Annotated in this window: 20 protein-coding genes; 17 read left to right on the forward strand and 3 right to left on the reverse strand. The window is 71.8% G+C overall.

Features of this window, described 5'->3' with window-relative positions; genetic code table 11:
• Positions 1 to 193 precede the first annotated feature (193 nt).
• From O7620_RS06475 to O7620_RS06520, 10 genes are all read left to right on the forward strand, one after another.
• Entirely contained in the window at positions 194 to 1,051 is an 858-nt protein-coding gene (locus tag O7620_RS06475; protein WP_151490406.1) for an alpha/beta hydrolase, read from the forward strand.
• Between the two features lie 129 nt (positions 1,052 to 1,180).
• Positions 1,181 to 1,963: an ATP-binding cassette domain-containing protein gene (locus O7620_RS06480; protein ID WP_151490391.1), complete on the forward strand. Its 783-nt coding sequence runs from the start codon at positions 1,181 to 1,183 to the stop codon at positions 1,961 to 1,963.
• Positions 1,960 to 2,682, forward strand: a complete 723-nt coding sequence (locus O7620_RS06485; RefSeq protein WP_151490392.1) for an ABC transporter ATP-binding protein — start codon at positions 1,960 to 1,962, stop codon at positions 2,680 to 2,682. Before O7620_RS06480 ends, O7620_RS06485 begins: the two co-directional genes overlap by 4 nt.
• A gap of 30 nt (positions 2,683 to 2,712) precedes the next feature.
• Positions 2,713 to 3,591: a branched-chain amino acid ABC transporter permease gene (locus tag O7620_RS06490; RefSeq protein ID WP_278122293.1), complete on the forward strand. Its 879-nt coding sequence runs from the start codon at positions 2,713 to 2,715 to the stop codon at positions 3,589 to 3,591.
• Positions 3,588 to 4,700: a branched-chain amino acid ABC transporter permease gene (locus tag O7620_RS06495; RefSeq protein ID WP_278122294.1), complete on the forward strand. Its 1,113-nt coding sequence runs from the start codon at positions 3,588 to 3,590 to the stop codon at positions 4,698 to 4,700. Before O7620_RS06490 ends, O7620_RS06495 begins: the two co-directional genes overlap by 4 nt.
• Before the next feature lie 83 nt (positions 4,701 to 4,783).
• Positions 4,784 to 6,070: an ABC transporter substrate-binding protein gene (locus tag O7620_RS06500; protein ID WP_278122295.1), complete on the forward strand. Its 1,287-nt coding sequence runs from the start codon at positions 4,784 to 4,786 to the stop codon at positions 6,068 to 6,070.
• A gap of 248 nt (positions 6,071 to 6,318) precedes the next feature.
• The gene (locus O7620_RS06505; RefSeq protein WP_151490396.1) at positions 6,319 to 6,930 is read left to right on the forward strand and encodes a TetR/AcrR family transcriptional regulator; all 612 of its coding nucleotides are present in this window, start codon (positions 6,319 to 6,321) and stop codon (positions 6,928 to 6,930) included.
• Between the two features lie 84 nt (positions 6,931 to 7,014).
• On the forward strand, positions 7,015 to 9,810 hold the full coding sequence (locus O7620_RS06510) for a LuxR family transcriptional regulator (protein WP_278122296.1): 2,796 nt from the start codon (positions 7,015 to 7,017) through the stop codon (positions 9,808 to 9,810).
• 60 nt (positions 9,811 to 9,870) lie between these two features.
• The gene (locus O7620_RS06515) at positions 9,871 to 11,019 is read left to right on the forward strand and encodes an acyl-CoA dehydrogenase family protein (protein ID WP_278122297.1); all 1,149 of its coding nucleotides are present in this window, start codon (positions 9,871 to 9,873) and stop codon (positions 11,017 to 11,019) included.
• 17 nt (positions 11,020 to 11,036) lie between these two features.
• The gene (locus O7620_RS06520; protein WP_151490398.1) at positions 11,037 to 11,501 is read left to right on the forward strand and encodes a MaoC family dehydratase; all 465 of its coding nucleotides are present in this window, start codon (positions 11,037 to 11,039) and stop codon (positions 11,499 to 11,501) included.
• 43 nt (positions 11,502 to 11,544) lie between these two features.
• Here O7620_RS06520 and O7620_RS06525 read toward each other — a convergent pair whose 3' ends face one another.
• Together O7620_RS06525 and O7620_RS06530 are read right to left on the reverse strand one after the other, a co-directional pair.
• Positions 11,545 to 12,534 carry an acetylxylan esterase gene (locus O7620_RS06525; protein ID WP_278122298.1) on the reverse strand — a complete coding sequence of 330 codons (990 nt, stop codon included), beginning with the start codon at positions 12,532 to 12,534 and terminating at the stop codon, positions 11,545 to 11,547.
• Between the two features lie 14 nt (positions 12,535 to 12,548).
• Positions 12,549 to 13,586: a LacI family DNA-binding transcriptional regulator gene (locus O7620_RS06530; RefSeq protein WP_278122299.1), complete on the reverse strand. Its 1,038-nt coding sequence runs from the start codon at positions 13,584 to 13,586 to the stop codon at positions 12,549 to 12,551.
• 243 nt (positions 13,587 to 13,829) lie between these two features.
• Between O7620_RS06530 and O7620_RS06535 the strand changes: the two genes are divergently transcribed.
• The 6 genes from O7620_RS06535 (at position 13,830) to O7620_RS06560 (ending at position 22,836) form a co-directional block, all read left to right on the forward strand.
• Positions 13,830 to 16,214, forward strand: a complete 2,385-nt coding sequence (locus O7620_RS06535; RefSeq protein WP_278122300.1) for a glycoside hydrolase family 3 N-terminal domain-containing protein — start codon at positions 13,830 to 13,832, stop codon at positions 16,212 to 16,214.
• 10 nt (positions 16,215 to 16,224) lie between these two features.
• The gene (locus O7620_RS06540) at positions 16,225 to 17,214 is read left to right on the forward strand and encodes an ABC transporter permease subunit (RefSeq protein ID WP_278122301.1); all 990 of its coding nucleotides are present in this window, start codon (positions 16,225 to 16,227) and stop codon (positions 17,212 to 17,214) included.
• On the forward strand, positions 17,211 to 18,149 hold the full coding sequence (locus O7620_RS06545) for a carbohydrate ABC transporter permease (RefSeq protein WP_225854553.1): 939 nt from the start codon (positions 17,211 to 17,213) through the stop codon (positions 18,147 to 18,149). Before O7620_RS06540 ends, O7620_RS06545 begins: the two co-directional genes overlap by 4 nt.
• A gap of 39 nt (positions 18,150 to 18,188) precedes the next feature.
• On the forward strand, positions 18,189 to 19,832 hold the full coding sequence (locus tag O7620_RS06550) for an extracellular solute-binding protein (protein WP_151490403.1): 1,644 nt from the start codon (positions 18,189 to 18,191) through the stop codon (positions 19,830 to 19,832).
• 114 nt (positions 19,833 to 19,946) lie between these two features.
• Positions 19,947 to 20,639, forward strand: coding sequence for a DUF624 domain-containing protein (locus O7620_RS06555; RefSeq protein ID WP_278122302.1), 693 nt, complete (start codon positions 19,947 to 19,949; stop codon positions 20,637 to 20,639).
• A 58-nt stretch (positions 20,640 to 20,697) separates the two neighbouring features.
• Positions 20,698 to 22,836 carry an alpha-glucuronidase gene (locus O7620_RS06560; protein WP_278122303.1) on the forward strand — a complete coding sequence of 713 codons (2,139 nt, stop codon included), beginning with the start codon at positions 20,698 to 20,700 and terminating at the stop codon, positions 22,834 to 22,836.
• Between the two features lie 16 nt (positions 22,837 to 22,852).
• Here the strand turns inward: O7620_RS06560 and manD are convergent, their stop codons facing one another.
• Entirely contained in the window at positions 22,853 to 24,061 is a 1,209-nt protein-coding gene (manD, locus tag O7620_RS06565; RefSeq protein ID WP_278122304.1) for a D-mannonate dehydratase ManD, read from the reverse strand.
• Between the two features lie 314 nt (positions 24,062 to 24,375).
• Here manD and O7620_RS06570 point away from each other — a divergent pair, with 314 nt between their 5' ends.
• The gene (locus O7620_RS06570; RefSeq protein ID WP_278122305.1) at positions 24,376 to 25,704 is read left to right on the forward strand and encodes a PHB depolymerase family esterase; all 1,329 of its coding nucleotides are present in this window, start codon (positions 24,376 to 24,378) and stop codon (positions 25,702 to 25,704) included.
• Positions 25,705 to 25,757 lie beyond the last annotated feature (53 nt).

The following is a 25,757-nucleotide window of genomic DNA, read 5'->3' on the forward strand; positions in this document are numbered from 1 at the left end:
CCATGGAGCGCTTACGAGCAGGCGAGAGCCCTGCTACCCCTGGTCAGAGGGTCAAAACACAATCGATGCCGCAGGACTGGTGATTTCACCGATGCGTGGCCCGGCGGCGCGGCCAAAACTGACGCACGTCGATATCCCTCGACTCTAGGGAGTGCCCGACGTGTCGTCACCAACCACCACCCGTCCCCGTTCCATGGCCGCCCGGCTCGGGCTGGCCGCCGTACTGGTCGCCGGAGCCGTCCTGGCCGGTCCGTCCGGCGTCGCGCAGGCCGCCGGCCCGTACGAGCGTGGTCCCGCCCCGACCACCGCGATCCTGGAGGCCAGTCGCGGTCCCTTCGCCACCGCCTCGCAGAGTGTCTCCTCGCTCAGCGTCACCGGCTTCGGCGGCGGCGTCATCTACTACCCGACCAGCACCAGCGAGGGCACCTTCGGCGCCATCGCCATCTCGCCCGGCTATACCGCCGCCTGGTCGAGCATCAGCTGGCTCGGACCGCGGATCGCCTCGCACGGTTTTGTGGTGATCGGCATCGAGACCAACACCCGGTTGGACCAGCCGGACAGCCGGGGCCGGCAGTTGCTCGCCGCGCTGGACTACCTCACCGAGCGCAGTTCGGTGCGCAGCCGGATCGACAGCAGTCGGCTCGCCGTGGCCGGCCACTCGATGGGCGGCGGGGGCAGCCTGGAGGCGGCCTCGGCTCGACCGTCGTTGCAGGCGGCGGTGCCGTTGGCGCCGTGGAACCTGGACAAGAGCTGGTCCGAGGTGCGGGTGCCGACACTGATCATCGGTGGCGAGAGCGACACCGTCGCTCCGGTCGCGTCGCACTCGGTGCCGTTCTACACCAGCATCCCGTCCTCCTCCGAGAAGGCGTACCTGGAGCTGAACGGCGCGAGCCACTTCTTCCCGCAGACGGTGAACACGCCGACCGCGCGGCAGATGGTGGCCTGGCTGAAGCGCTTCGTCGACGACGACACCCGCTACGAGCAGTTCCTCTGCCCCGGGCCGAGTGGCTCGCAGATCGAGGAGTACCGCAACACCTGCCCCAGCGCCTGAGCGGGGATCCGGGGCGGTCGCCGACGGCGGCCGCCCCGTCCGCGTCGGATCATCGAAGGTCTTGACGCCGTACCCGAGAAACGTACACTGCGAGTGTAAATAACACCCGCCACGGCAGAGGGATGGGTGATGGAGCGCGGCCTCGAACTGCACCACATCGGCGTCCGTTTCGGCGGCCTCACCGCCCTCGACGACGTCTCCCTGCGGGTGCCACCCAACCGGGTGGTAGGCGTGATCGGGCCCAACGGCGCCGGCAAGACCACGCTGTTCAACGTGATCTGCGGCTTCGTCGCACCGCACACGGGTTCGCTCACCCTCGACGGCCGGCCGCTGCGGCCACGGCCGCACCAGCTGACCCGGCTCGGCATCGCCCGGACCCTGCAGGGGACCGGGCTCTTCGCCGGGCTCACCGTGCTGGAGAACGTGCTGACCGGCGCCTCACACACCGCGCGGGCCGGCTTCGCCACGGCGCTGTTCGGCCTGCCCGCCAGTGACCGCGACGAACGGCGGCTGCGCCGGCAGGCCCTGGACATCCTCGACGATCTGGGCATCGCCCAGCACGCCGAGGCCGCGCCGGGCACGCTGCCCTTCGCCGTACGCCAGCGGGTCGCCCTGGCCCGCGCGCTCGCCGCGCGGCCCCGGCTGCTGCTGCTCGACGAGCCTGCCGGTGGCCTCGGCGGCGACGACATCGACGAGCTGGCCGAGCTGGTCCGCGAGTTGCCCCGTCGGGACACCGATCCCTGCGCGGTGCTGCTGGTCGAGCACCACATGGACCTGGTGATGGCCGTCTGCGACGACCTCGTGGTGCTCGACTTCGGTCGGGTGATCGCCGCCGGCACGCCGGAGGAGATCCGCGACGACCCGGCGGTCACCGACGCCTATCTCGGCGCCACGCTCGAGGAAGCCTCATGAGCGCACCGGACCTGCTCGTGGTGCGTGGTCTGGTGGCCGGCTACGGGGCCGCGCCCGTGCTGCGGGCCGTCGACCTCACCGTCGCGGCGGGCACGATCGCCGCCGTCGTCGGCGCCAACGGCGCGGGCAAGACTACCCTGCTGCGGGCGCTGTCCGGCATGATCCGCCCGGCCGCCGGCCAGGTCGTCCTCGCCGGGGAGGACCTGCGCGGTACGCCGGTGGAGCAGCTCGTCCGGCGGGGCATGGCGCACGTGCCGGAGGGGCGGGGCGTGATCAGCGAGCTGACCGTCGACGAGAACCTGCGCCTCGGCGGGTTGTGGCGGCGTGACCGGGCCGACGCGGGCCGCGCCCTCGACGAGGTCTACGAGCTGTTCGAGCCGCTCGCCCGCCGCCGCCGGCACCTCGGTCACCAGCTCTCCGGCGGCGAGCGGCAGATGCTCGCGCTGGGTCGGGCCCTGGTCGGTCGGCCCCGACTGCTGCTGCTCGACGAGCCGTCGCTCGGCCTGGCGCCCCGGGTGGTCGCCCGGACGATGGCTTTGCTGCGCCAGTTGCGCGACCGGACCGGCCTGACCGTGCTGCTGGTCGAACAGAACGTGCGCAGCGCGCTCGCCGTCGCCGACCAGGGCGTCGTGATGTCCCTCGGCCAGGTCGTGATCGCCGCACCGGCCGCCAGGCTGCGCGACGACGTCGACCTGCGTCACGCGTACCTCGGTTTCTGACCACCACCTCGTCCCCCGGAGGGAGGACTGTTGGACCGCTTCGTCTTCCTCACCGTCGACGGCCTGTCCCGGGGCGCGGTGTACGCCGCGTTCGCGCTGGCCCTGGTGCTCATCTGGCGGGCGGCGCGGGTCGTCAACTTCGCCCAGGGGGCGATGGCCGTGGCCGCCGCGTACGTCGCCTACTCGGTGTCCGCGGCGACCGGCTCGTACTGGTTGGGCTTCGGCGTGGCGATCGTCACCGGGCTGCTGCTGGGCGCGGTGGTGGACCGCGTCGTGATGCGCCACGTCGACCACGCCTCGCCACTCAACCCGGTGATCGTCGCGCTCGGGCTGGTGCTGCTGATCCAGGCCGTCCTGGGCATGGTGTACGGCAACGAGTTCCGCCCCGCCGAGGCACCGTTCGGCAGATCCGCCCTCACCGTGGGCGGCGTCGCGGTGCTGTCGCCGTACGACCTGTTCGTCTTCGCCACGATCGGTGTGGTGGTCAGCGGCCTGGCCTGGATGTTCGCCCGCACCCCGGTCGGCCTGCGGATGCGCGCGGCGGCCTTCGCGCCCGAGGTGTCCCGTCTGCTCGGGGTCAACGTCGGTGGGATGTTGACGCTCGGCTGGGCGCTCGCCTCCGGTGTCGGCGCGCTGGCCGCCATGCTGGTCATCCCGACCGAGCTGGGGCTGCATCCGCACGCCATGGACCTGGTCTTCGTCTCGGCGTTCACCGCGGCGGTGGTCGGCGGGCTGGACAGTCCACCAGGGGCGGTGGTCGGCGGTCTGGTGGTGGGCCTGCTGCTCTCGTACGTCAGCGGCTACGCCGGCAGCGACCTCACCCCCCTGGCGGTGCTGGTCCTGCTGCTGGCGGTGCTGCTGGTCCGGCCCGGCGGGCTGTTCGCCCCGGTCGCGGCGAGGCGGGTGTGAGCGCCACCGGGGCGGTCCTGCCGCCGAAGAACCGGCCGGCCGCCACGGGTGACCGACCGGTCGACCGGCGACGCGGCTCCACCCTGCTGCGTCACCTCGCCGTCGTGCTCATCGTCGGGCTGCTGCTGGTGGCGGTCAGCTACACCGTCGAGCCGTTCCGCAACTTCCAGCTGGCCACGGTGGCCGCCTACCTCTGCGCGACCGCCGGGTTGACCGTCCTCACCGGGCTCAACGGCCAGCTCTCGCTCGGGCACGGCGCGTTGATGGCCACCGGGGCGTACACGGTGGCGCTGTGCCAGAACGCCTTCGCCGACCGGGGGATGACCGGCGGCTGGCTCCTGCCGCTCTCGCTCGGCGCGGCGATCGTCAGCACGGTCGCGGTCGGTGCGGTGGTCGGTGTGGCGGCGGCTCGACTGCGCGGCCCCTACCTGGCCGGGGTCACCCTCGCGGTGGCCGTGGTCGTGCCGGCGCTGGCCGTCACCTTCGACGGCGTGTTCAACGGTGAGCAGGGGCTGTCGGTGCCGGTGGAGCCCCCGCCGCTGGCGCTCGGCCCGTTCTTCCCCTATGAGCGCTGGCAGCTCTGGGTCACCGGCGCGGCCACCCTGCTCGCGTTGCTGCTGCTGGCGAACCTGATCCGCAGCCGGTACGGGCGCACGTTCCGGGCGGTCCGCGACGACGAGGTGGCGGCGCGCCTCGCCGGCATCCACGTGGCCCGCACCCAGGTCCTCGCGTTCGTGGTCAGCGCCGCCACCGCCGGGCTCGGCGGCGCGCTGCTGGCGGTGCTCGCGCAGAGCGTCTCGCCCGGCGCGTTCTCGCTGACCCTGTCGCTGTTCCTGCTGATGGCCGTGGTGATCGGTGGGTCGGGTCGGCTCACCGGGGCGTTGTGGGGGGCCGTGCTGCTCGTGGCCCTGCCCGATCTCACCCACTCGCTCACCGAGCTGCTCACCCTCTCGCCCGCGGTGGCGCAGCGGCTGGAGGGCAACCTCCCGCTGGCGATCTTCGGACTCACCCTGATCGTCGTCATGATCGCCGCCCCCGGCGGTGTGCAGGGTCTGCTGTCGCGTCTCGGCCGGGCGCTGTCGGCCCGATGGTCGGCCCGGCGTTCCTGAGCTGTCCTCGGTCCGGCCTCGGCCGGGCGCCCCACCACCACACCGTTCCCGACAGTCATCACCGAGAAAGGTCGGTGTTTTCCATGCACCGTACGGCACAACGCGGTCTCGCGATCGTCAGCACCATCGCCCTGTTGGTCGCCGCCGCCGGCTGTGGCGGCGACGACGGCCCCGGCTCCGGCGGGGCGTCGGTGCCGGGCGTCACCGACACCGAGATCGTCGTCGGCACCCACATGCCCCTGACCGGTCCGGCCTCGGCCGGCTACTCCAAGATCGCCCCGGCGACGAAGGCGTACTTCGACTACGTCAACGCGGCCGGCGGCGTGCACGGTCGGAAGATCACCTACAAGGTCATGGACGACGGCTACAACCCGGCGAACACCCAGCAGGTGGTCCGCCAGCTCGTCCTGCAGGACAAGGTCTTCGCCATCCTCAACGGCCTCGGTACGCCGACGCACACCGGAGTGCTCGACTTCCTCAAGAGCAACCGGGTGCCGGATCTCTTCGTCGCCTCCGGCAGCCGCAGCTGGGACCAGCCGGACAAGTATCCGGGCACGTTCGGGTTCAACCCGGACTACACGGTCGAGGGCAAGATCCTCGCCAACTACGCGAAGGCGAACCTGGCCGGGCAGAAGGTCTGCTTCCTAGGCCAGGACGACGACTTCGGCCGCGACAGCCTGGCCGGCGTGGAGAAGGTGCTCGGTGCCGGGGCGGTGGCGGTCAAGCAGACGTACGTCACCAGCAACACCAACGTGGCGCCGCAGATCGGCGCGTTCAAGGCGGCCGGTTGCCAGGTCGTGGTGCTCGCCACCGTGCCGGGCTTCACCGCGCTCTCCATCGGCACCGCCGCGCGGTTGGGTTTCACACCGCAGTGGCTGGTCTCCAACGTCGGTGCCGACCACCCGACCCTCGCCAAGCAGCTCGGCGCCGCCGCTGCGCTGCTGGAGGGCATGATCGGCACCAACTACCTGCCGATGCAGAACGACACGGCGAACCCGTGGATCCAGCTCTTCACGAAGGTCAACAAGACGCACAACGGGGACGCGCCGTTCGACGGCAACACCGTCTACGGCATGTCGGTCGGCTACCTGTTCGTGCAGGCGCTGCTCGCCGCGGGTAAGGATCTCACCCGGGAGAAGGTGCTCGAGGCCGTGCAGAAGGGCGGCTTCCAGGGCCCCGGGCTGGTGCCGCTGCGTTTCTCTGCCACCGACCACTCCGGCTACGGCGGCCAGCGGCTGAGCCGGGTGAGCGGGGGAGTGCAGAGCTACTTCGGGCCGGCGTACGAGACCGACGAGGCGGACGGGCCGGTCAACGAGTACACCGCCGCACCGGTGGCGCCACCCGCGAACGGGGTGCCGACCGTCTCCTGACGACCCGTAGCACCGGCAGTCGACCGGGTGTGGCCGCGCGTGACCACACCCGGTCGTCCTGCTGCGCCCGTCCCGGCGCAGAGGTGGGACGGTCGTTGACCGAGAGAGATCAGCCCTCCTACTATCCGCACCATGACTGCAAATACACGTCGGATCGTCACCGTCACCGGCCAGCACCGGCTGATCATCGACTGTCTAGACTCGGCGATGCGTCGGGGGGCGCCGTGGCGGTGAGGGGGCGGAGGCGGATGGAGACGGTCGAGGTGCCGGGCCGCGTCGACGGGCGGACCGCCCGCGCCGAGCGCACCCGTGCGGCCATCGTCGAGGCGCACCTCGCCCTCATCTCCGAGGGTGACCTGCGTCCGACCGGGGAGCGCATCGCCGAACGGGCCGGCATCTCGCTGCGGACGCTCTGGACCAACTTCAAGGACATGGAGACCCTGTTCGAGGCCAGCGGTGCCGAGGTGCTCCGCCAGCAGGACGCCGCCTACCGGCCGATCGCGCCCGGGTTGCCGCTGGTGAAGCGTGTCGACGCGTACTGCCGGCAGCGGGCCCGGCTGCTCCAGCTCATCGCGCCGTCGGCGCGGGCCGCCCAGATGCGGGAGCCGGTGTCGGACCAGCTGCACCGCAACCGCCTCAAGCACATCGACCGGGTCCGCGAGGAGGTCGAGCAGCTCTTCGCCGCCGAGCTGGCGCGCGCCGGACGGGGGCGCGACCAGCTGCTCAACGCGCTGGTGGTGGCGAGCACGTGGTCGTCCTGGTCGATGCTGCGCGACGGCCTCGGGCTGGGCGTGGACCCTGCCCGCGCGGTGATGGCGCGTACGGTCGGCGCCCTGCTGGCCGAGGTGTCGGCCGACTGATCCCGGCGTCGCCCCCTCTTTCCATCCGGTTACCGGTGGGTCACACTGGGACGCATGGTTACTGCATCAAGAGTGCAATTAACCGTGCTGCATGGCCGGGACGACGAGTGCCGGGCCATTCGGGGCCTGCTCGACGGCATCACCGACGGCGGCGGATCCCTGCTGCTGCACGGTGAGCCCGGATCGGGCCGTACCGCCCTGGTCGGCCACGCCCACCGGCACGTCGAGGGCCACACCACCACCGTGCTCGCCGGCACCGGGCTCGCCGAGGAGGCCGGGTTGCCGTACGCCGGCCTGCAACGCCTGCTCGATCCGCTGCTCGACCGGGCCGCCGCCCTGCCGAAGGAGCACCGCCACCTGCTGCGGCGGGCGCTGGGCGGGCAGGACTGCCCGAGCGATCGTCAACTCGCGCTCTCGATGGCGGTGCTCGGCCTGCTCGCCGCCGCGGCCCGGGACCGTCCGCTGCTGGTGACGATGGATGACGTCGACCGAGGAGACCCGCAGACCGGGCGGGTGCTGGCCTTCGTGGCCCGCCGCCTGCGGCGGGTGCCGGTCGTCGTCCTGCTCACCGCCGACCTCACCGCCAGCATCGACGGGATAGCGGCGCACCGACTGCGACCGCTGACCGGGCAGGAGAGCGCCGCCGTCCTCACCGACCGACTCCGGCTGCGCAGCGAACGACAGGGCGGTGTCGTCGACCACGACCGGCTGCCCGAGCGGCCCGCCCCGCCGGCGGTCGCCGCCCTCGGCGTGGTCGGCGGCGGTAACCCGCAGGCCCTGGTGGACCTCGCCGACGTGCTCACCCCGGGCCAGTGGCGGGCCGAGGAGCCGCTGCCCACCGCGCCACCGACCGACGGCGCGCTGGCCCGCTCCTACCGGGCCCGGCTGGACCGGCTGTCGCCGTCCACCCGCCGGCTGCTGCTGCTCGCCGCGTTGGACGAGGAGTACGGGCCGGCCGCCCCGACCCGGGCCGTGCGCGCCGCCGTGGAGGGGCTCGCGCCGGCGGAGGTCGGCGGCCTGGTCCGCGTCGAGCCGGGCGGCGTCACGTTCCACCAGCCGTTGGTCCGCGCCCTGGTCGTGGCCGGTGCGCCGCTCGCGCAGCGTCGGGCGGCGCACCGGTTGCTCGCCGGCGCACTCGATCCGCACGGGCAGCGCCTGCGCCGGGCGATGCACCTCGCCGCCGCGGCGGCGGGGGCCGACCCCGCCCTCGCCACCGAGCTGGAAGAGGCCGCGACCGCCGCGACGGGCGACTGGTCCACCGCCTCGGCCGCGCTCTGCCGGGCCGCCGAGCTCAGCGACGACCCGGGGCGCACGGCTGCCCGCCTGCTGTCCGCCGCCCACTACGCCTGGGCCGCCGGCCAACCCGGTCAGGCCCGCCTGCTGCTCGACCGCCTCCGCGGCGTCGGAGGTGCGGTGGCCGTCGAGGGGCGTGCGGCTCTGCTGCGCGGCGAGCTGGAACTGCGCTGCGACGCCGCCGCGGACGCCTCGGCCACCCTGCTCGCCGCCGCCGACGGGCTGGCCGGCACCGATCGCTTCCTGGCGCTGACCGGGCTCGTACGCGCGGGCGAGGCCGTCTGCTTCGGCGGCGACCAGTACCGGTACGCCGAGGTCGGCCGCCGGGCGGCGGCGCTGCGGCGTCCGGACGACCCGCCCGTCATGGAGCTGATGAGCTGTCTGGTTGCCGGTGTGGCGGCGACGCTGCGCGGCGATCACGAGCGGGCCGGCCCGGCACTGCGTCGGGCGGTCGTGCTGGGCGGCCGGTTGACCGGCCCGTCGTTGACCCCCACCGCGCTCGCCTGTGCGGCGGCCGCCGGTCTGGTGGTCGCGGTCGACGGTGCCGCGCACCGGCTCGCCGAGCGCGCCGTCGCCCTGGCGCGGGAGCGGGGCGAACTGTCCATGCTGTCCCGGGCGCTGGAGTTGCGAGCGGTCGCCGAGTACTGGCTGGGACGGCACAAGACGGCGGCGGAGACCTCCCGCGAGGGGCTGCGGGTCGCGCGCGCCACCGGTCAGACCAATTGCGCCAACGTCCACCTGGGCATGCTCGCCGTGCTGGCCGCCGTGCGGGCCGACCGGGACACCAGTCTGCGACGGATCCGGGAGATCGGTGAGGCGCCGACACCGGGCAGCCGTCCGCACGCGCTCGCCGGGTGGGCGCTGGCGGTCCTCGACCTGGTCGACGGCCGGCACGCCGAGGCCGCGGCGCGGCTGGCGTCGCTGGCCCGGCTGGGCACCGGCCGAGGCCAGGTGCTGGTGCAGGTGATGGCAACCCCGTACCTGGTCGAGGCGGCCGCCCATCTGGCCCACCGCCCGGCGGCGACGGCCGCACTCGCCGTGTTCGACAGGTGGGCCAGCAGCACCGCGAGCCCGTTGCGGCGGGCGCTGTCCGCCCGGTGTCACGCGTTGCTCGCACCCCGGGGCAGTGCCGAGGTCGAGCGGCAGTTTCTGACCGCGCTGCGGCTGCACCCGGCCGAGGCTGGCGCGTTCGAACGGGCGCGTACCGAGCTGCTCTTCGGCCAGGAGCTGCGCCGCAGCCGACGCCCCCGCGACGCCCGCGGGCACCTGCACCGCGCCCGCGAGACGTTCACCCTGCTCGGGGTGGGATGTTGGGGCGAGCAGGCCACGGCGGAGCTGCGCGCCGCGGGGGAGTCCGTCGGCCCGCCGGATCTGCCGGCGGCGCGGCTGCTGACCGGCCAGCAACTGCGGATCGCCCAACTGGTCGCCCAGGGGGCCACCAATCGGGAGATCGCGGCGCGGATGTTCCTGTCCACCCGTACGGTCGACCACCACCTGCGCAACGTGTTCCACCGGCTGGGCATCCGCTCCCGCACCGAGCTGGCCCGCGCGTTCGCGGACGAGCCGCACGCGGGCCGACGCCGGTGACGCCCGCTCGGACACCGTCCGGTCTGGACGACCTAAACTATCACCGCTAGTTTATGCGTCATGGAGCTCACCCTCTCCGCCGAACAGGCGGCGGTCCGGCAGCTCGCCGCCGAGTTCGCCGACCGGGAGCTGGTCCCGCACGCCGCCGAGTGGGACCGGCGCGAGTCGGTCGACCCGGCCGTCGTCGGCAAGCTCGGCGAGCTGGGCTTCCTCGGGCTGACCATCGCCGAGTCCGACGGCGGCTCCGGCGGCGACCACCTCGCATACTGCCTCGTGCTCGAGGAACTCGGCCGGGGCGACTCGGCCGTGCGCGGCATCGTCTCGGTCTCCCTCGGCCTGGTCGCGAAGTCGATCGCCGCCCACGGCACCGCCGCGCAGCGGGCGCAGTGGCTGCCCCGGCTCTGCGCCGGCACCGCACTCGGCTGCTTCGCGCTGACCGAACCGGACAGCGGCTCGGACGCGGCCGCGCTGCGCACCCGCGCGGTCCGCGACGGCGACGACTGGCTGCTCACCGGCACCAAGACGTTCATCACCAACGGCACCACCGCCGACGTCGCGCTCGTCTTCGCCCGCACCGGCGGCCCCGGCCACCGGGGCATCACCGCGTTCCTGGTGCCCACCGGCAGCGCCGGGCTGACCCGTCGGGAGATCCACGGCAAGCTCGGCCTGCGCGGGCAGGCCACCGGCGAGCTGCACCTCGACGAGGTCCGCGTGCCCGACGAGGCCCGCCTCGGTGTCGAGGGCGGCGGCTTCCGCCTGGCCCTGTCCACCCTGGCCAAGGGTCGGATGTCGGTGGCCGCCGGCTGCGTCGGCATCGCCCAGGGGTGTCTGGACGCCGCGGTCGGCTACGCCGGGCAGCGGACCCAGTTCGGCAAGCCGATCGCCGGCCACCAGCTCGTGCAGCAGTTGCTGGCCGCCATCGCGGTGGACACCGCCGCCGCCCGCCTGCTGGTGTGGAGGGTGGCCGACCTGATCGACCGGGCCGAGCCGTTCGCCACCGAGGCGTCGATGGCCAAGCTCTTCGCCAGCGAGGCCGCCGTCCGCGCGGCCAACAACGCGGTCCAGGTCTTCGGGGGGTACGGCTACATCGACGAATACCCGGTCGGCAAGTACCTGCGCGACGCCCGGGTCGCCACCCTCTACGAGGGCACCAGCCAGATCCAGCAACTCCTCATCGGACGCGCGCTCACCGGCGTCAACGCCTTCTAGTCCAAAGGACCCTCGGCATGCGAGTCTTCACCTCCCTCGACGAGCTGGCCACCGCAGTCGGCGAGACCCTCGGCCCCGGCCCCTGGCAGCGGATCGAGCAGAGCCGGGTCGACCTCTTCGCCGACGCCACCGACGACCACCAGTGGATCCACCTCGACCCGGTCCGGGCCGCGGCGGGGCCCTTCGGCGGGACGATCGCGCACGGCTACCTGACCCTGTCGATGCTGCCGGCACTGGCCGGCGGGCTCTACCGGGTCGACGGGGTGGCGATGGGGGTCAACTACGGCCTGAACCGGGTGCGGTTCCCCGCCCCGGTCCGCGTCGGGGCGGCCGTCCGGGCCACCGTCACCTTCACCGAGGTGTCCCCGGTCAGCGGTGGGGTGCAGCTGGTCGCGACGGTCACCGTGGAGGCCGACAGCGGTGGCAAGCCCGTCTGCGTCGCCGAGACGGTCAGTCGGCTGTACCAGGGTGTGCCGCGCTGACCGCAGGGGGGCGTGGCCGCCCCTTCTCGGCGGCGGACCGGGGCTACCGGTGCAGTCTGCTGCCGAGCCAGCGCAGCTGCCGGCGGACGTGGACGGCCTCCCCGCCCTCGTGGCCGTTGAACGGGTAGACGTGCATCTCGCGCTCCGGCGGGACCGGCAGGCCGGACGCGGCGCCGTACTGGTTGTAGGCGGCGAAGCCCGTCGTCGGTGGGCAGACGGTGTCGCGTAGGCCGATCCCGAAGTGCGCCGGCGCGGTGGCGCGGCGGGCCAGATTCACCGCGTCCACGTAGGACAACGTGCGCCACACCGCATCCTCGGCCTCCCGGTGCACGGCGAGGTAACGGGCGATCTCACCGTACGGTGCGGGGTCGCTGATCCGGACGCCCTGCTGCATGTCGCAGAGGAACGGGGCGGTGGTCAGCACCGCCGTGAGATCGTCCACCAGACCGGCCACCGCCAGGGCGAGCCCGCCGCCCTGACTGTTGCCGACCACGGCCACGCGGGCGGCGTCGACCCCCGGCAGGGCGCGGACCGCCTCGACCGCCCGGACCGCGTCGGTGATCAGCCGGCGATAGTGGTAGTCACGCGGGTCGAGGATCCCCCAGGTGGCCGGCCAGGGGCCGCCGGGCGCGCCGTGTGGATCGGCGGTGTCGCCCGCGCCGTACTGCCCCGCCTGCCCCCGGTTGTCCATCAGCAGATGCGCGTACCCGGCCACCGGCCAGGTCAGCCGCTCGTGCGGCAGGCCGCGACCACGGCCGTAGCCGGCGAACTCCACCACGGCGGGCAACGGCTCCCGGACACCGGCCGGGCGGGTGTACCAGGCGCGTACCGGGTCGCCGCCGAAGCCGGCGAATGTGACGTCCCAGGAGTCGAGCAGCGGTAGGTCGGTGGGCTCCGGACGGACGTCGACGAGCACCGGTCGGGCGGCGGCCCCGGCGAGGGTGTCGCGCCAGAACTGGTCGAAATCCTCGGGTTCGGCGACAGCGGGGGAGTACCGCTCAAGCTCGTCGAGATGCGGGGCGGAGTACGACACGGATCCTCGCAGGGTCAGTGCGGCTGAGCGGGGGGCGCGGTGCTCTCCCGGACGACCAGCTCGGTCACCAGGTCGATGCGGCTGGTCGCCGGCTCGTTGCCGCTGGCCAGGTCGAGCAGCATCTGGGTGGCGATGCCGGCCATGTCGCGCAGCGGCTGGTTGATGGTGGTGAGCGCCGGGTCGGTCCAGGCAGCGACCGGCAGGTTGTCGTACCCGATCACCGAAAGGTCCTCGGGCACCCGCAGGCCGCACTGCCGTGCGGCCCGGAGCACCCCCATGGCCTGGATGTCCGAGCCGGCGAAGATGGCGGTAGGGCGCTCCGGCAGGCGCAGCAGTTGCAACCCGTGGGTGTGCCCAGCGCCTGCCGAGAAGCTGCCGTAGCGGATCAGCTCCCGGTCGACCGCGAGCCCGGCCTCCTCGTGTGCGGACTGGAAGCCGGCCGCGCGGGCGCGGCTGCAGAGCACGTCGGGTGGCCCGGAGATGATCGCGATACGCCGGTGACCCAGCTCCAGCAGGTGCCGGGCGGCGAGCAGGCCGCCGTTCCAGTTGTTGGACCCGACGGTGGGCACCGACGCCGAGGTGGCGCTGTCGGTGTCGACGACGACGAACGGGATGCCGTGGCGTCGCAGGTGCTGTTGCTGGACCTCGGCCAGATGGGAGAGGACGAACACCACCCCCAGTGGACGGTCCGCGAGCACGGCGTCCAGCCAGCGCGGCGGTGGGCGGTGCGCCCCGTCGAGCTGAGCGACCGACAGCCCGAGGCCGGCCGCGCTGGTCACCGCCTCGACGCCGCGCAGGATCTCCATCGCCCAGCCCGTGTCGAACTGGTGGAAGACGAGGTCGACCCGCCCTCCGCTGGACGACGTGCGACGCGTGCGGCGCTGGTACCGGTGGCGGTCCAGGCTCGCCTCGACGCGCGCCCGGGTGCCGGGGGCGACATCACCGCGTCCGTTGAGGACCTTGGAGACCGTCGCGACCGAGACACCGACATCGGTGGCGATGGTCGCGATGGTGGTGGAGGCGGGTGGGTCGAGCGGGCGGTGCTCTGTCATCGCAGCCTCATACAACATCCGAAAGTTTCGGCAGACCTTAACACGAATGGTCGTTTGCGCCAGAGGGGTTGACATCGGCCGGACGTCCTCAAGACATCGATGAAGCTCTTGACACGTCCGGGTGGTGGACTTAGGTTGCCGAAAAGGTTACGCAGGTTTCCGGAAAGTTTCGGATCGTGCACCGTCCGCCACGCAGCCGGTCCCACCAGGGCTGCCGCCTGGCCGGAGCTAAGGGGTCGCGGCATGAGAAGTCAGTCGCCCGTCGACAGCGACATCGCGCCGTGGCGCGATCCGCACCTGTCGCCGTCCGAGCGGGCCGAGGCGCTCGTGTCGTTGATGTCGCTGGAAGAGAAGATCGCCCAGTTGATCGGGGTCTGGGTGGGCGCCGAGGCATCCGGCGAGGGCGTCGCCCCGCACCAGTCCGACATGATCGAGGGCCTTCCGGAGTGGACCGAGGTCATCCGGTACGGGCTGGGCCAACTCACCCGCCCGTTCGGCACCGCACCGGTCGACCCGGTGCTCGGTGCCCGATCGCTGGCCGCGTCCCAGGCGCAGATCGTGGCCGCCAGCCGGTTCGGCATCCCGGCGCAGGTGCACGAGGAGTGCCTCACCGGGTTCGCGGCCTGGCGGGCCACCGTCTATCCCACCCCGCTGGGCTGGGGCGCCTCCTTCGACCCCGAGCTGGTCGAGGAGATGGCCGGTCGGATCGGGCGGTCGATGCGCGCCGCCGGCGTACACCAGGGCCTCGCGCCCGTCCTCGACGTCACCCGCGACTACCGCTGGGGACGCACCGAGGAGACGATCGGTGAGGACCCGTACCTGGTGGGGACGACCGGCGCCGCCTACGTGCGGGGTCTGGAGCGGGCCGGTGTCGTGGCCACCCTGAAGCACTTCGCCGGCTACTCCGCCTCCCGGGGCGGGCGCAACCTCGCCCCGGTGCCGATGGGTCACCGCGAGCTGGCCGACGTCATCCTGCCGCCGTTCGAGATGGCCCTGCGGCTCGGCGGTGCCCGCTCGGTGATGAACTCCTACGCGGAGATCGACGGCCTGCCCGTCGCCGCCGACGAGGCGCTGCTGACCGGGCTGCTGCGCAACGAGTGGGGCTTCACCGGCACCGTGGTGGCCGACTACTTCGCGGTGCGCTTCCTACAGACCCTGCACGGTGTCGCCGAACGCGCCGCCGACGCGGCCCACCTCGCCCTGCGGGCCGGGATCGATGTCGAGCTGCCCACCGTGGACGCCTTCGGCGAACCGCTGGTGGAGGCGGTGCGCGGCGGCGAGGTCGACGAGGCGCTGATCGACCGGGCGCTGCGCCGGGTGCTGATCCAGAAGATCGAGCTGGGCCTTCTCGACGAGGACTGGCGGGAGCTGCCCGACGACGTCGCGGACCTGCGGCTCGACGACGAGACCAGCCGGGACGTCGCCGTACGCCTGGCCCGCGAGTCCGTCGTCCTGCTGCGCGACACCGGCGCGCTGCCGCTGGCCACCGGCCAGCGGGTGGCCCTGGTGGGGCCGGTCGCCGACGATCCGATGGCCCTGCTCGGCTGCTACTCCTTCCCCAACCACGTCGGCGTCAACCACAGCGACCACGGACTCGGCCTGGACATCCCCACGCTCCGCGACGAGTTGGCCCGCCGCGTGCCGCTGCTCACCCACGAGCCCGGTTGTGCCATCACCGGTGCGGACACCTCGGGCATCCCGGCCGCGGTCGCCGTGGCGGCCGACGCCGACGTCTGTGTGCTCGCCGTCGGCGACCGAGCGGGGATGTTCGGCCGGGGCACCTCGGGCGAGGGCTGCGACGCCGCGGACCTGCGCCTGCCCGGTGTACAGGCCGAGCTGGTGCGAGCCGTCCTTGCCACCGGCACCCCGGTCGTCCTGGTGCTGATGACCGGGCGACCGTACGCGCTCGGCCCCGAGTTCGACGCCGCGACCGCCGTGGTGCAGGCGTTCTTCCTCGGCCAGCGCGGCGGGCAGGCCCTCGCCGAGGTGCTCACCGGCGCGGTCAACCCGTCCGGGCGCCTACCGGTCAGCGTTCCCCGCGACGCGGGCGGTCTGCCGGCCACGTACCTGGCGCCGCCGCTCGGACGTCGCAGCAAGGTCTCCTCGGTCGATCCGACCCCGGCGTACCCGTTCGGCCACGGGCTGAGCTACACCACCTTCGACTGGTCCGACGCCACGGTCGTCGGGGCCGCCGACGAGGCGCGCGCCGAGGCGGGCGAGCCGGCCGACTGGCCGGTCGACGGCGAGGCGCGGGTGCGGATCACCATCCGCAACAGCGGTACGCGGGCCGGCACCGAGGTGGTGCAGCTCTACCTGCACGATCCGGTCGCGCAGACCACCCGCCCGGTGGTCCGCCTCGTCGGCTACGCCCGGGTGCCGTTGGAGCCCGGCGAGTCGGCGCAGGTGACGTTCGGCGTACCGGCCGACGTCGCCTCGTTCACCGGGCTGTCCGGCCGGCGCGTCGTCGAGCCCGGCGCGGTCGAGTTGCGGTTCGGCCGCTCCAGCGGGGACACGGCGGCGACCCTGTCGCTGCGGCTGACCGGCGCCGAGCGCCAGGTCGGCCACCAGCGGGAACTGCTCACGTCGGTGCGGACCGAGCCTCTCGTGGCCGTCCGGCACTCCGCATAGGAGGCCGAGGATGACATCGACGCTCCGGCCACCGCCGCCGGCGCCGCCCGGTGCTTCGGCGCAGGCGCGCAGCCCCGTCCCGCGGTCGCCGCGTCGTCGCCGGAGCTGGCGGCAGGCGCTGCGCCGGGACTGGCAGCTCTATTCGCTCGCCGTCCTGCCGCTGCTGTTCTTCCTGGTCTTCCGGTACCTGCCGATGATCGGCAACGTCATCGCGTTCCGCCGGTTCAAGCCGGGCGGCAGCATCTTCGGTGAGTACTGGGTCGGGCTGCGGTACTTCCGGATGTTCTTCACCGACCCGACGTTCTGGGACGTCTTCACCAACACGCTGCTGCTGGGGACGTTGACCCTGCTGTTCTGCTTTCCGCTGCCGATCGTGCTGGCGCTCCTGCTCAACGAGGTGCGCACCCGCCGGCTCAAGCAGTTTGTGCAGTCGGTGTCCTACCTGCCGCACTTCCTGTCGATCGTGATCGTGGCGGCGATGGTCATGCAGTTGACCTCGATCGACGGCACCGTCAACCAGCTCGTCCAGGCCACCGGCGGCGAGGCGGTGCCGTTCCTGCAACGCGCCGAGTGGTTCCGGACGATCTACGTCTCGTCCGAGGTCTGGCAGACGGTCGGCTGGGGCACCATCCTCTACCTGGCCGCGCTCACCACCGTCGACGACGACCTGTACGAGGCAGCCCGGATCGACGGCGCCAGCCGGTGGCGGCAGACCTGGCACGTCACGCTCCCCGGCATCCGGCCCACCATGGTGACGCTGCTGATCCTCAACATCGGCACCTTCATGGCGGTGGGGTTCGAGAAGATCCTCCTGCTCTACAACCCACTGACCTACCCGACCGCCGACGTCCTCTCCACCTACCTGTTCCGGATGGGCTTCGGGTCCAGCAACTTCAGCTACGCCGCCGCGATCGGCCTGTTCGAGGCCGTGATCGGGCTCGTGCTGGTCCTGACGGCGAATCTGATCGCCCGCCGTACGGTCGGGACGAGCCTGTGGTGACCATCGACGCCGCCGAGGCGACCAGCGGCAGCCCGAGGCCCGTCTCCGGACGCGGGCGGGGCGTGCGCCCGACCCGGGGATACCGCGTGTTCCAGGCCGTCAACGCGGTCGTCCTGACCGCTGTGGTGGTGGTGACGCTGTACCCGTTCGTCAACGTGGTGGCCCGGTCCCTCAGCGACGAGGGATACATCATCGCGGGCCAGGTGAACCTCGTGCCGCGCGGGTTCAACCTGGACACCTACCGGTTGGTGCTCGCCGACTCGATGTTCTGGACGAACTACCGCAACACCGTCGTCTACACGGTCGTCGCCACGGTCATCTCCATCGTGCTGACCACCTGCTACGCCTACGTGTTGTCCAAGAAGCACCTGCGGGGACGGACCGCGCTGGTCGGCATCGCGGTCTTCACCATGTTCTTCTCCGGCGGCCTGATCCCCAACTACGTGCTGGTCACCAGCCTGGGCATGAAGAACACCATCTGGGCCATCGCGGTGCCCAACGCGATAAACGTGTTCAACCTGCTGGTGATGAAGGCGTTCTTCGAGAGTCTGCCGGACGAGCTGGAGGAGGCCGCCGCCGTCGACGGGCTCAACACGTACGGGATCCTGCTGCGCATCGTGCTGCCGCTGTCGAAGGCCATCGTCGCCACGATGGTGCTGTTCTACGCCGTGGCCTTCTGGAACTCCTGGTTCGCCGCCTTCCTCTACCTGGACCGGCAGGACCTGTGGCCGGTGACCATCTACCTGCGCAACCTGATCGCCGGGGCCACCGGCGCGGAGAACGTCGGCGCGATCGCCGAGGCCGACGAGGTGCAGGCCGAGGCGACGCTCAAGTCCGTGACGATCGTGCTCACCACCCTGCCCATCCTGCTCGTCTACCCCTTCGTCCAGCGGTACTTCGTCCGCGGCGTGATGCTCGGCGCCGTCAAGGGCTGACCAGCGCCCCGACCCGTCCCCTCAACCGAAAGGAACGCCATGCTCCACCGATCGTGGCGCCGTGCCGCGACAGCGGCAGTAGCCGCTCTGCTCGCGGCCACCAGCGTCGCCGCCTGTAGCGAGGACCCGTCCGACGCCAAGGACCTGTCGGAGAACCGGGCCGGTGCGATGTCCGACTACGGCATCGGCAAGCAGTTCACGGCGAGCGAGCCGGTCTCCTTCTCGATCCTCTACAACAACCACCCGAACTACCCGCTGCGCGACGACTGGCTCTTCTGGTCGGAGCTGAAGGCGCGGGCCAACGTCACGCTCACCCCGGTGGCCGTGCCGCTGAGCGACTACGAACAGAAGCGCAGCCTGTTGATCGGTGCGGGCGACGCTCCGATGATCATCCCGAAGACGTACCCCAGCCAGGAGGACGCGTACGTCTCCTCCGGGGCGATCCTGCCGGTCAGCGACTACCTGGACCTGATGCCGAACCTTCAGGACAAGATCTCGCGGTGGAACCTCAAGCCCGAGATCGACGGGCGGCGCCAGGAGGACGGCAAGTTCTACATCCTGCCGGGCGTGCACGAGAAGCCCTGGCAGGACTACTCGTTGGCGATCCGGACCGACATCCTCGACGAGCTGAACCTGACGGCCCCGAAGACCTGGGACGAGCTGTACACGGTGCTCAAGGCGATGAAGGCCAGATACCCGGACGTGTTTCCGTTCTCCGACCGTTGGAGCAAGCCCAACCCGGCCGGCAACCTGCTCAACATCCTGGCCGTGTCGTACGGGTTGCAGGGCGCGGGCTGGAACTTCCAGCACACCTCCTGGGACGCCACCGCCAAGAAGTTCGTGTACACCGGCGCCACCGAGCAGTACAAGCAGATGCTCCAGTACCTCAACAAGCTGGTGTCCGAGAAGCTGCTCGACCCGGAGAGCTTCACCCAGACCGACGACCAGGCCCGGCAGAAGCTCGCCAATGGCAAGTCGTTCGTGATCAGCGCCAACGCGCAGGCCGTTGTCAACGACTACCGGCCGGACCTGGCCAAGACCAACCCCACGGCGAAGATCAGCAAGATCCCGCTGCCGGTCGGGCCGGCCGGCGAGATCAATCCGGCCAGCCGGTTGGAGAACGGGGTGATGATCTCCGCGAAGGCCCGCGACAGCAAGAACTTCGTGGCGATGATGCAGTTCATCGACTGGCTCTGGTATTCCGACGCCGGCCAGGAGTTCGCCAAGTGGGGCGTGGAGGGGAAGACGTTCGTCCGGGACGCCGCCGGCATGCCGAAGCTGGCGCCCGATGTCAACGTCATCGGCCTCAACCCGAAGGCGCCCAAGCACCTGCAGAAGGACTTCGGCTTCTACAACGGTGTCTTCGCCTACGGCGGCAAGCCGGAACTGGTGCAGGGCTTCTTCTCCGCCGAGGAGCAGGAGTTCCAGAAGGTGCTCAACGCCCGTCCGCCGACCGCGGTGCCTCCGCCGCACCCGTTGACCGACGAGGAGCGCGAGCAGGCGTCGTTGTGGGAGACGCCGCTGCGTGACCACGTCTACCAGGCGACCCTGCAGTTCGCGCTCGGCCAGCGCGACTTCGCCCAGTGGGACGCGTACGTGGCCGAGCTGAGGAGCAAGAACATGGACTCCTACCTGGACATGGTCAACAAGGCCCACGACCGCTACCAGAAGGACCACGGCTGACCGCCGGCCGGTCCGGTGGCGCACGCCGCGACCGGACCGGCCGACCACCGTCAGCCGGCGCACCCACACCGGCCGACCACCGTCAGCCGGCGCAGCCGCATCGGAGAGGACGAGATGACGCGCATCAGCACCGCACCCACCGGGCGGCAGTTCGGCGACGGGCCACTGTCCCGGATCACGTCCCGCGTCTACATCCTGCTCGTGGTCGAGGCGCTGCTCCTGCTCACCACCCTGCCCGGCCTGCTTCCGCTGCTGCTGCTCGGCCGTGACCCCAGCAACCTGCCGTTGGCCGCGCTGTTGCTGGTGCCGGTCGGCCCGGCGGTCTCCGCCGCCCTGTACGCCCTGCGCCACCAGCGTCCCGACCTGACCGACCTGCGGCCCGCCGCCCTGTTCTGGCGCGGCTACCGGATCAATGTCGCGGGTGCGCTGCGCGTCTGGGTGCCGATGGTGCTGTGGCTGAGCGTGCTCGCGGTGAACCTCGCGTACCGGGACGCGGTCGGCCTCGCGGGTTGGTGGGTCGTACCGCTGGTCCTGATCGCGGTGGGGGTGACGCTCTGCGCGGCCAACGCCCTGGTGATCACCGCGCTGTTCGACTTCCGCACCCGCGACGTCCTCCGCCTGGCCGTGCACTTCCTGGTGCGTGCGCCCGGAGTCACCGTCGGCAACGCCCTGCTGCTCGGCGCGGCGGCCGGGATCACGGCGGTCTTCTCCGAGGCGGTCCTGGCGCTGGTCGCCTCGATCGCGGTCCTGGCACTCCTGCGCGTCGGCGACCCGATGATCCACCTGATCCGGAAGGAGTTCACGTGATGGACGGGACGGCGCCGCGGCTGCCGGCGTACGGCGTCGTGGTGGTGCGGGAGGACAGGTGAGCACGGACGAGTCGGTGGGAGTGGAGGAGCCGGTGTTTGTGGCAGAGCCGCTGAGCGCCGAGGAGTTGCGCGTGCACGCCGCTTGGCTGCCGCCGGAGGCGTTCCGGTCCCTCGGTGCGCGCCGTGTCCTCGTGCACGGTGACGGGCTGCTCGTCGACACCGTCCTCGACGAGGTGGCGGGCGCCTGCGCGCGCTACGGCGGCCGGGTGTGGCACTCGCCGTCGTGGGACGTCGACGTCGATCTGGTGCTCGCCCTGCGCGGCGCCGACGAGCTGCCCAGCGTGGCCGTGCAGGCGGCACGGTCGGCGGGCGAGGCGGCGCTGGTCGAGATCGGCGGCGGTGCGACGCTCGGCGACGAGGGATTCCTGTTGGCCCGGGCCGGTCAGGTGACCGTCGTGCTGGCCGACGCGCCCGCCGGCCTGCTGTACGGGCTGTTCCACCTCGTCCGGCTCTGCGCGGCGGCCTTCGACCCGAACCGCCCGCCGGAGCTGCACCGGCCCGCGCTGCGCCGCCGGATGCTGAACCACTGGGACAACGTGGCCGTGCACCCGGTGATGGGCCAGGTCGAACGGGGGTACGCGGGCGGCTCGATCTTCTGGCGCGACGGCCGTCCGCGCGGCGACCTGGCCCGGGTGCGGGAGTACGGCCGGCTGCTGGCGGCCAGCGGCGTCAACGCGATCTCGGTGAACAACGTCAACGTCGCGCGTACCGAGGCGTCGCTGCTCACCGAGCGGCTCGGCGACGTGGCCGAGATCGCGGACGTCCTGCGCCCGTACGGCATCCGGGTGCACCTGTCGGTCAGCTTCGCCGCGCCGGTCGTCCTCGGCGGGCTGTCGACGGCGGACCCGCTCGACGAGTCGGTACGGGACTGGTGGGCCGCCACCACCCGACGCGTGTACGAGCGGATCAGCGACTTCGGCGGCTACGTGGTGAAGGCCGACTCGGAGGGGCAGCCCGGCCCGTTCACGTACGGGCGTGACCACGCCGACGGTGCGAACCTGCTCGCCGAGGCCCTCGCACCGCACGGGGGAGTGGTGCACTGGCGGGCGTTCGTCTACAACCATCACCAGGACTGGCGGGGCCGCTCCACCGACCGGGCCCGGGCCGCGTACGACCATTTCACCCCCCTCGACGGACGGTTCCGCACCAACGTGATCCTCCAGGTGAAGTTCGGTCCGGTGGACTTCCAGACGCGCGAGCCGGTCTCGCCGGTGCTCGCCGCGATGCCGGCGACCCGGCTGGCGGTGGAATTGCAGGTCACCCAGGAGTACACGGGCCAGCAGCGGCACGTCTGCCACCTCGGGCCGTGGTGGGGCGAGGTGCTGCGCTTCGCGCCCTGGGGTCCGGGCGGACGGACGATCGCCGACGTGGCCACCGGGGAGGCGGGGGCGGGCGGTGGCCTCGTCGCCGTCGCCAACACCGGTGACGACCCGTTCTGGACCGGGCACCCGTTGGCGCAGGCCAACCTGTACACGTTCGGCCGGCTTGCCTGGGACCCCGCACTGGATCCGACGGCGGTCCTCGACGAGTGGATCGCGCTGACCTTCCCGCCGTCGGCGACCGCCGATCCGGAGCTGGTGGGGCGGACGCTGCACGAGATCATGGACGACTCCTGGCGCACCTACGAGCGGTACACCGCGCCGCTGGGTGTCGGCTTCATGGTCCACCCCGGCGACCACTACGGCCCCGACGTGGACGGGTACGAGTACTCGCGGTGGGGCACCTACCACTTCGCGGACCGGGACGGCGTCGGCGTGGACCGCAGTCGCGCGTCGGGCACCGGTTTCGCGGGGCAGTACCCGCCGTACTGGGCGCAGGTGTACGAGTCGCCGCGGACGTGCCCCGACGAGCTGCTGCTCTTCTTCCACCACGTGCCGTACTCCCACGTCCTGCACGACGGGTCGACCGTCATCCAGCACATCTACGACACCCACTTCGCGGGCGTGAAGGAGGTGGAGGCGATGCGGCGGCGGTGGCGGACGCTCAACGGGATGATCGACCCCGCGGTGTACGAACGGGTGGCCGACCGTCTCGACGAGCAGGTGCGCTGCGCCACCGAATGGCGGGACCAGATCAACACGTACTTCTTCCGCAAGTCCGGGGTGCCGGACGCGCGGGGGCGACGCATCTACTGACCCGGCCGGCCCGCGCTCACCACGGGTGCACGGTGCCGTCCTCCAACCTGTTCACCGGCAGGTACGCCGGCGCGTACGGGTACCGTGCGGCGGCCTCCTCGTCGATGTCCACGCCGAGACCGGGGGCTTCGGCGGGATGCAGGTACCCGTCGGCGTAGTGGTAGCCGTGCGGGAAGACCTCGTCGGTCTGCTCGGTGTGCCGCATGTATTCCTGCAGGCCGAAGTTGGGGATCGAGATGTCGAGCTGCAGCGCGGCGGCCATGCAGACGGGGGAGAGGTCGGTGGCGCCGTGCGAGCCGCTGCGGACGTGGTGCAGGGCGGCGAGGTCGAAGATGCGGCGCAGGTGGGTGATCCCGCCGGCGTGCACCACCGTGGCGCGGATGTAGTCGATGAGCTGCTCGCGGATGAGCTGGGCGGCGTCGAAGATGGTGTTGAAGACCTCGCCGACGGCGACCGGGGTGGTGGTGTGCTGCCGGATCAGCCGGAAGCCCTCCTGCAGGTCGGCGGGGACCGGATCCTCCATCCAGGTCAGCGCGTACGGCTCCAGGCTGCGACCGAGCCGAGCCGCCTCGATCGGGGTGAGCCGGTGGTGCACGTCGTGCAGCAGCCGCAGGGTGGGGCCGAACTCGTCGCGGACGCGGGCGAACACCGTCGGCACGTGCGACAGGTAGCGCTGCGTCGACCAGGTGGCCTCGCTGGGCAGCGCGGCGTCGGCCGGCTCGTAGAAGAGCTTGTCGGCGCTGACCCCGTACGTCTTGGGGAGGCCGGGCACGCCGCACTGCACCCGTACGGCCCGGTAGCCGAGGTCGACGTAGCGGGCGACCTCCACCAGCACCTCCTCGACGGTCTCGCCGTTGGCGTGGCCGTACACGGTGACGCCCTCGCGGGACCGGCCGCCGAGCAGCTGGTAGACCGGCAGGCCGGCGACCTTGCCCTTGATGTCCCACAGCGCGGTGTCCACGGCGGCGATCGCGCTCATCGTGACCGGACCGCGCCGCCAGTACGCCCCCTGGTACAGGTATTGCCAGGTGTCCTCGATCCGCGCCGGATCCCGGCCGATCAGCAGCGGCGCCACGTGGTCGCGCAGGTACGACGCGACGGCCAGCTCCCGGCCGTTGAGGGTGGCGTCTCCGACGCCGGTGACCCCCTCATCGGTGACGATCTTGAGGGTGACGAAGTTGCGGCCCGGACAGGTCACGATGACCCGGGCGTCGACGATCTTCACTCGATCTCCTTCGTGCCCACGGGTCTCTGTGGAGGCTCGTAGGGGGGTGGCGCGAGGGATGCGGGAGGCCCGACAGGTTTCGAGAACGTCCCGATAATAGCCCGCGATCAAGGCCCGGCGATCCCTCCCGCAGCTCCGTCCGGGTGTGCAGGTGGAGGCCCGATCCCGGACGGCGAAAGGTTTCCGGAAGTATTGACAATCGAGTGTGCTCGATTGAAGCTGACGTGGTCACGCGAGCCGCGGTCAGGGTCGGGCGAAGGGCAGTCCTCGACTTACTCCCCTTCCATGCGCCATTTTCCGAGGGATCGCGAAGGATGACAATCAAGACAAGGCTGCTCGGCGCCGTCATGGCTGCCCTCACGCTGGCCGCCGCCGCGCTCACGTTCGCCACACCGGCGTCGGCGGCGACGCTGACGCAGGTGACCGGCTTCGGCACCAATCCCACCAACCTCCAGATGCACCTGTACGTCCCGGACCGCGTGGCGTCCCGGCCGGCGATCCTGCTCGCGCTGCACTACTGCACCGGGTCGGGGCCGGCGTTCCACTCCGGCACCCAGTACGCGTCGCTCGCGGACCGGTACGGGTTCATCGTCATCTACCCATCGGTGACCCGCAGCAGCAAGTGCTGGGACGTGGCCTCACCGCAGGCCCTGCGCCGCGGCGGGGGCAGCGACCCGGTCGGGCTCATGGCGATGGTCGACTACGTGCGGCAGCGCTACGCCGCCGACCCGGCGCGGATCTTCGCCACCGGCACGTCGTCCGGGGCGATGATGACGAACGTCATGCTGGGTGACTACCCGGACGTGTTCGCCGCGGGCGCCTCCTTCGCCGGAGTGCCGTTCGGCTGTTTCGCCACCGGGGGCAGCTCGGAGTGGAACAGCGAGTGCGCCAACGGGCAGCTCATCAGGACCGCCCAGCAGTGGGGTGACCTGGTCCGTGGGGCGTACCCCGGCTACACCGGGCAGCGGCCACGGATGCAGATCTGGCACGGCACCAACGACGAGACGCTGCGCTACCCGAACTTCGGCGAGCAGGTCAAGCAGTGGACCAACGTGCACGGGTTGAGCCAGACCCCGACGTACACCGACTCGCCGCAGTCCGGCTACACCCGCACCCGGTACGGCAGCAGCGGCCCGACGGCCCCGGTCGAGGCGATCAGCATGCAGGGTGTCTCGCACAACCTGCCGGTCGACGCCGCACAGGTGATCCGCTTCTTCGGCCTGGACGGCACCGTTCCACCGCCGACGACGCCACCACCCACGACTCCGCCACCCACCACGCCGCCCCCGACGACCCCACCGCCGACCACTCCGCCGCCCGGTGCGGGTGCCTGCCGGGTCGGCTACACGGTCAACGCCTGGAACAACGGTCTGACCGCGAGCGTGACCATCACCAACACCGGTACCGCCGCCGTGAACGGATGGGCGCTGACCTTCACGCTGCCCGGCGGCCAGATCATCACCAGCGGCTGGAACGCCACCTACTCCCCGACGAGCGGAGCGGTGACCGCCCGCAACGTCTCCTACAACGCCACCCTCGCCCCGAACGCGTCTGTCGACATCGGGTTCCAGGCCACCCACCAGGGCGGCACCGGCAAACCCTCGTCGTTCGCCCTCAACGGGGCCACCTGCGCGGTCTCCTGACCACCGCCACCACCCAGAACGGAGTCGCACGATGAGAAACACGACATGGAGGG

The sequence above is a fragment of the Micromonospora sp. WMMD710 genome (genome assembly GCF_029626045.1).
Lineage (GTDB): Bacteria > Actinomycetota > Actinomycetes > Mycobacteriales > Micromonosporaceae > Micromonospora.

Excerpts from the sequence above, each read along its gene's own strand:
- O7620_RS06475 (WP_151490406.1), top strand. The coding sequence starts at position 194 with ATGGCCGCCCGGCTCGGGCTGGCCGCCGTACTGGTCGCCGGAGCCGTC.
- O7620_RS06535 (WP_278122300.1), top strand. The coding sequence starts at position 13,830 with ATGAGAAGTCAGTCGCCCGTCGACAGCGACATCGCGCCGTGGCGCGAT.
- O7620_RS06530 (WP_278122299.1), bottom strand. The coding sequence starts at position 13,586 with ATGACAGAGCACCGCCCGCTCGACCCACCCGCCTCCACCACCATCGCG.
- O7620_RS06540 (WP_278122301.1), top strand. The coding sequence starts at position 16,225 with ATGACATCGACGCTCCGGCCACCGCCGCCGGCGCCGCCCGGTGCTTCG.
- O7620_RS06485 (WP_151490392.1), top strand. The coding sequence starts at position 1,960 with ATGAGCGCACCGGACCTGCTCGTGGTGCGTGGTCTGGTGGCCGGCTAC.
- O7620_RS06570 (WP_278122305.1), top strand. The coding sequence starts at position 24,376 with ATGACAATCAAGACAAGGCTGCTCGGCGCCGTCATGGCTGCCCTCACG.
- O7620_RS06555 (WP_278122302.1), top strand. The coding sequence starts at position 19,947 with ATGACGCGCATCAGCACCGCACCCACCGGGCGGCAGTTCGGCGACGGG.
- O7620_RS06505 (WP_151490396.1), top strand. The coding sequence starts at position 6,319 with ATGGAGACGGTCGAGGTGCCGGGCCGCGTCGACGGGCGGACCGCCCGC.
- O7620_RS06480 (WP_151490391.1), top strand. The coding sequence starts at position 1,181 with ATGGAGCGCGGCCTCGAACTGCACCACATCGGCGTCCGTTTCGGCGGC.
- O7620_RS06500 (WP_278122295.1), top strand. The coding sequence starts at position 4,784 with ATGCACCGTACGGCACAACGCGGTCTCGCGATCGTCAGCACCATCGCC.
- O7620_RS06550 (WP_151490403.1), top strand. The coding sequence starts at position 18,189 with ATGCTCCACCGATCGTGGCGCCGTGCCGCGACAGCGGCAGTAGCCGCT.
- O7620_RS06520 (WP_151490398.1), top strand. The coding sequence starts at position 11,037 with ATGCGAGTCTTCACCTCCCTCGACGAGCTGGCCACCGCAGTCGGCGAG.
- O7620_RS06515 (WP_278122297.1), top strand. The coding sequence starts at position 9,871 with ATGGAGCTCACCCTCTCCGCCGAACAGGCGGCGGTCCGGCAGCTCGCC.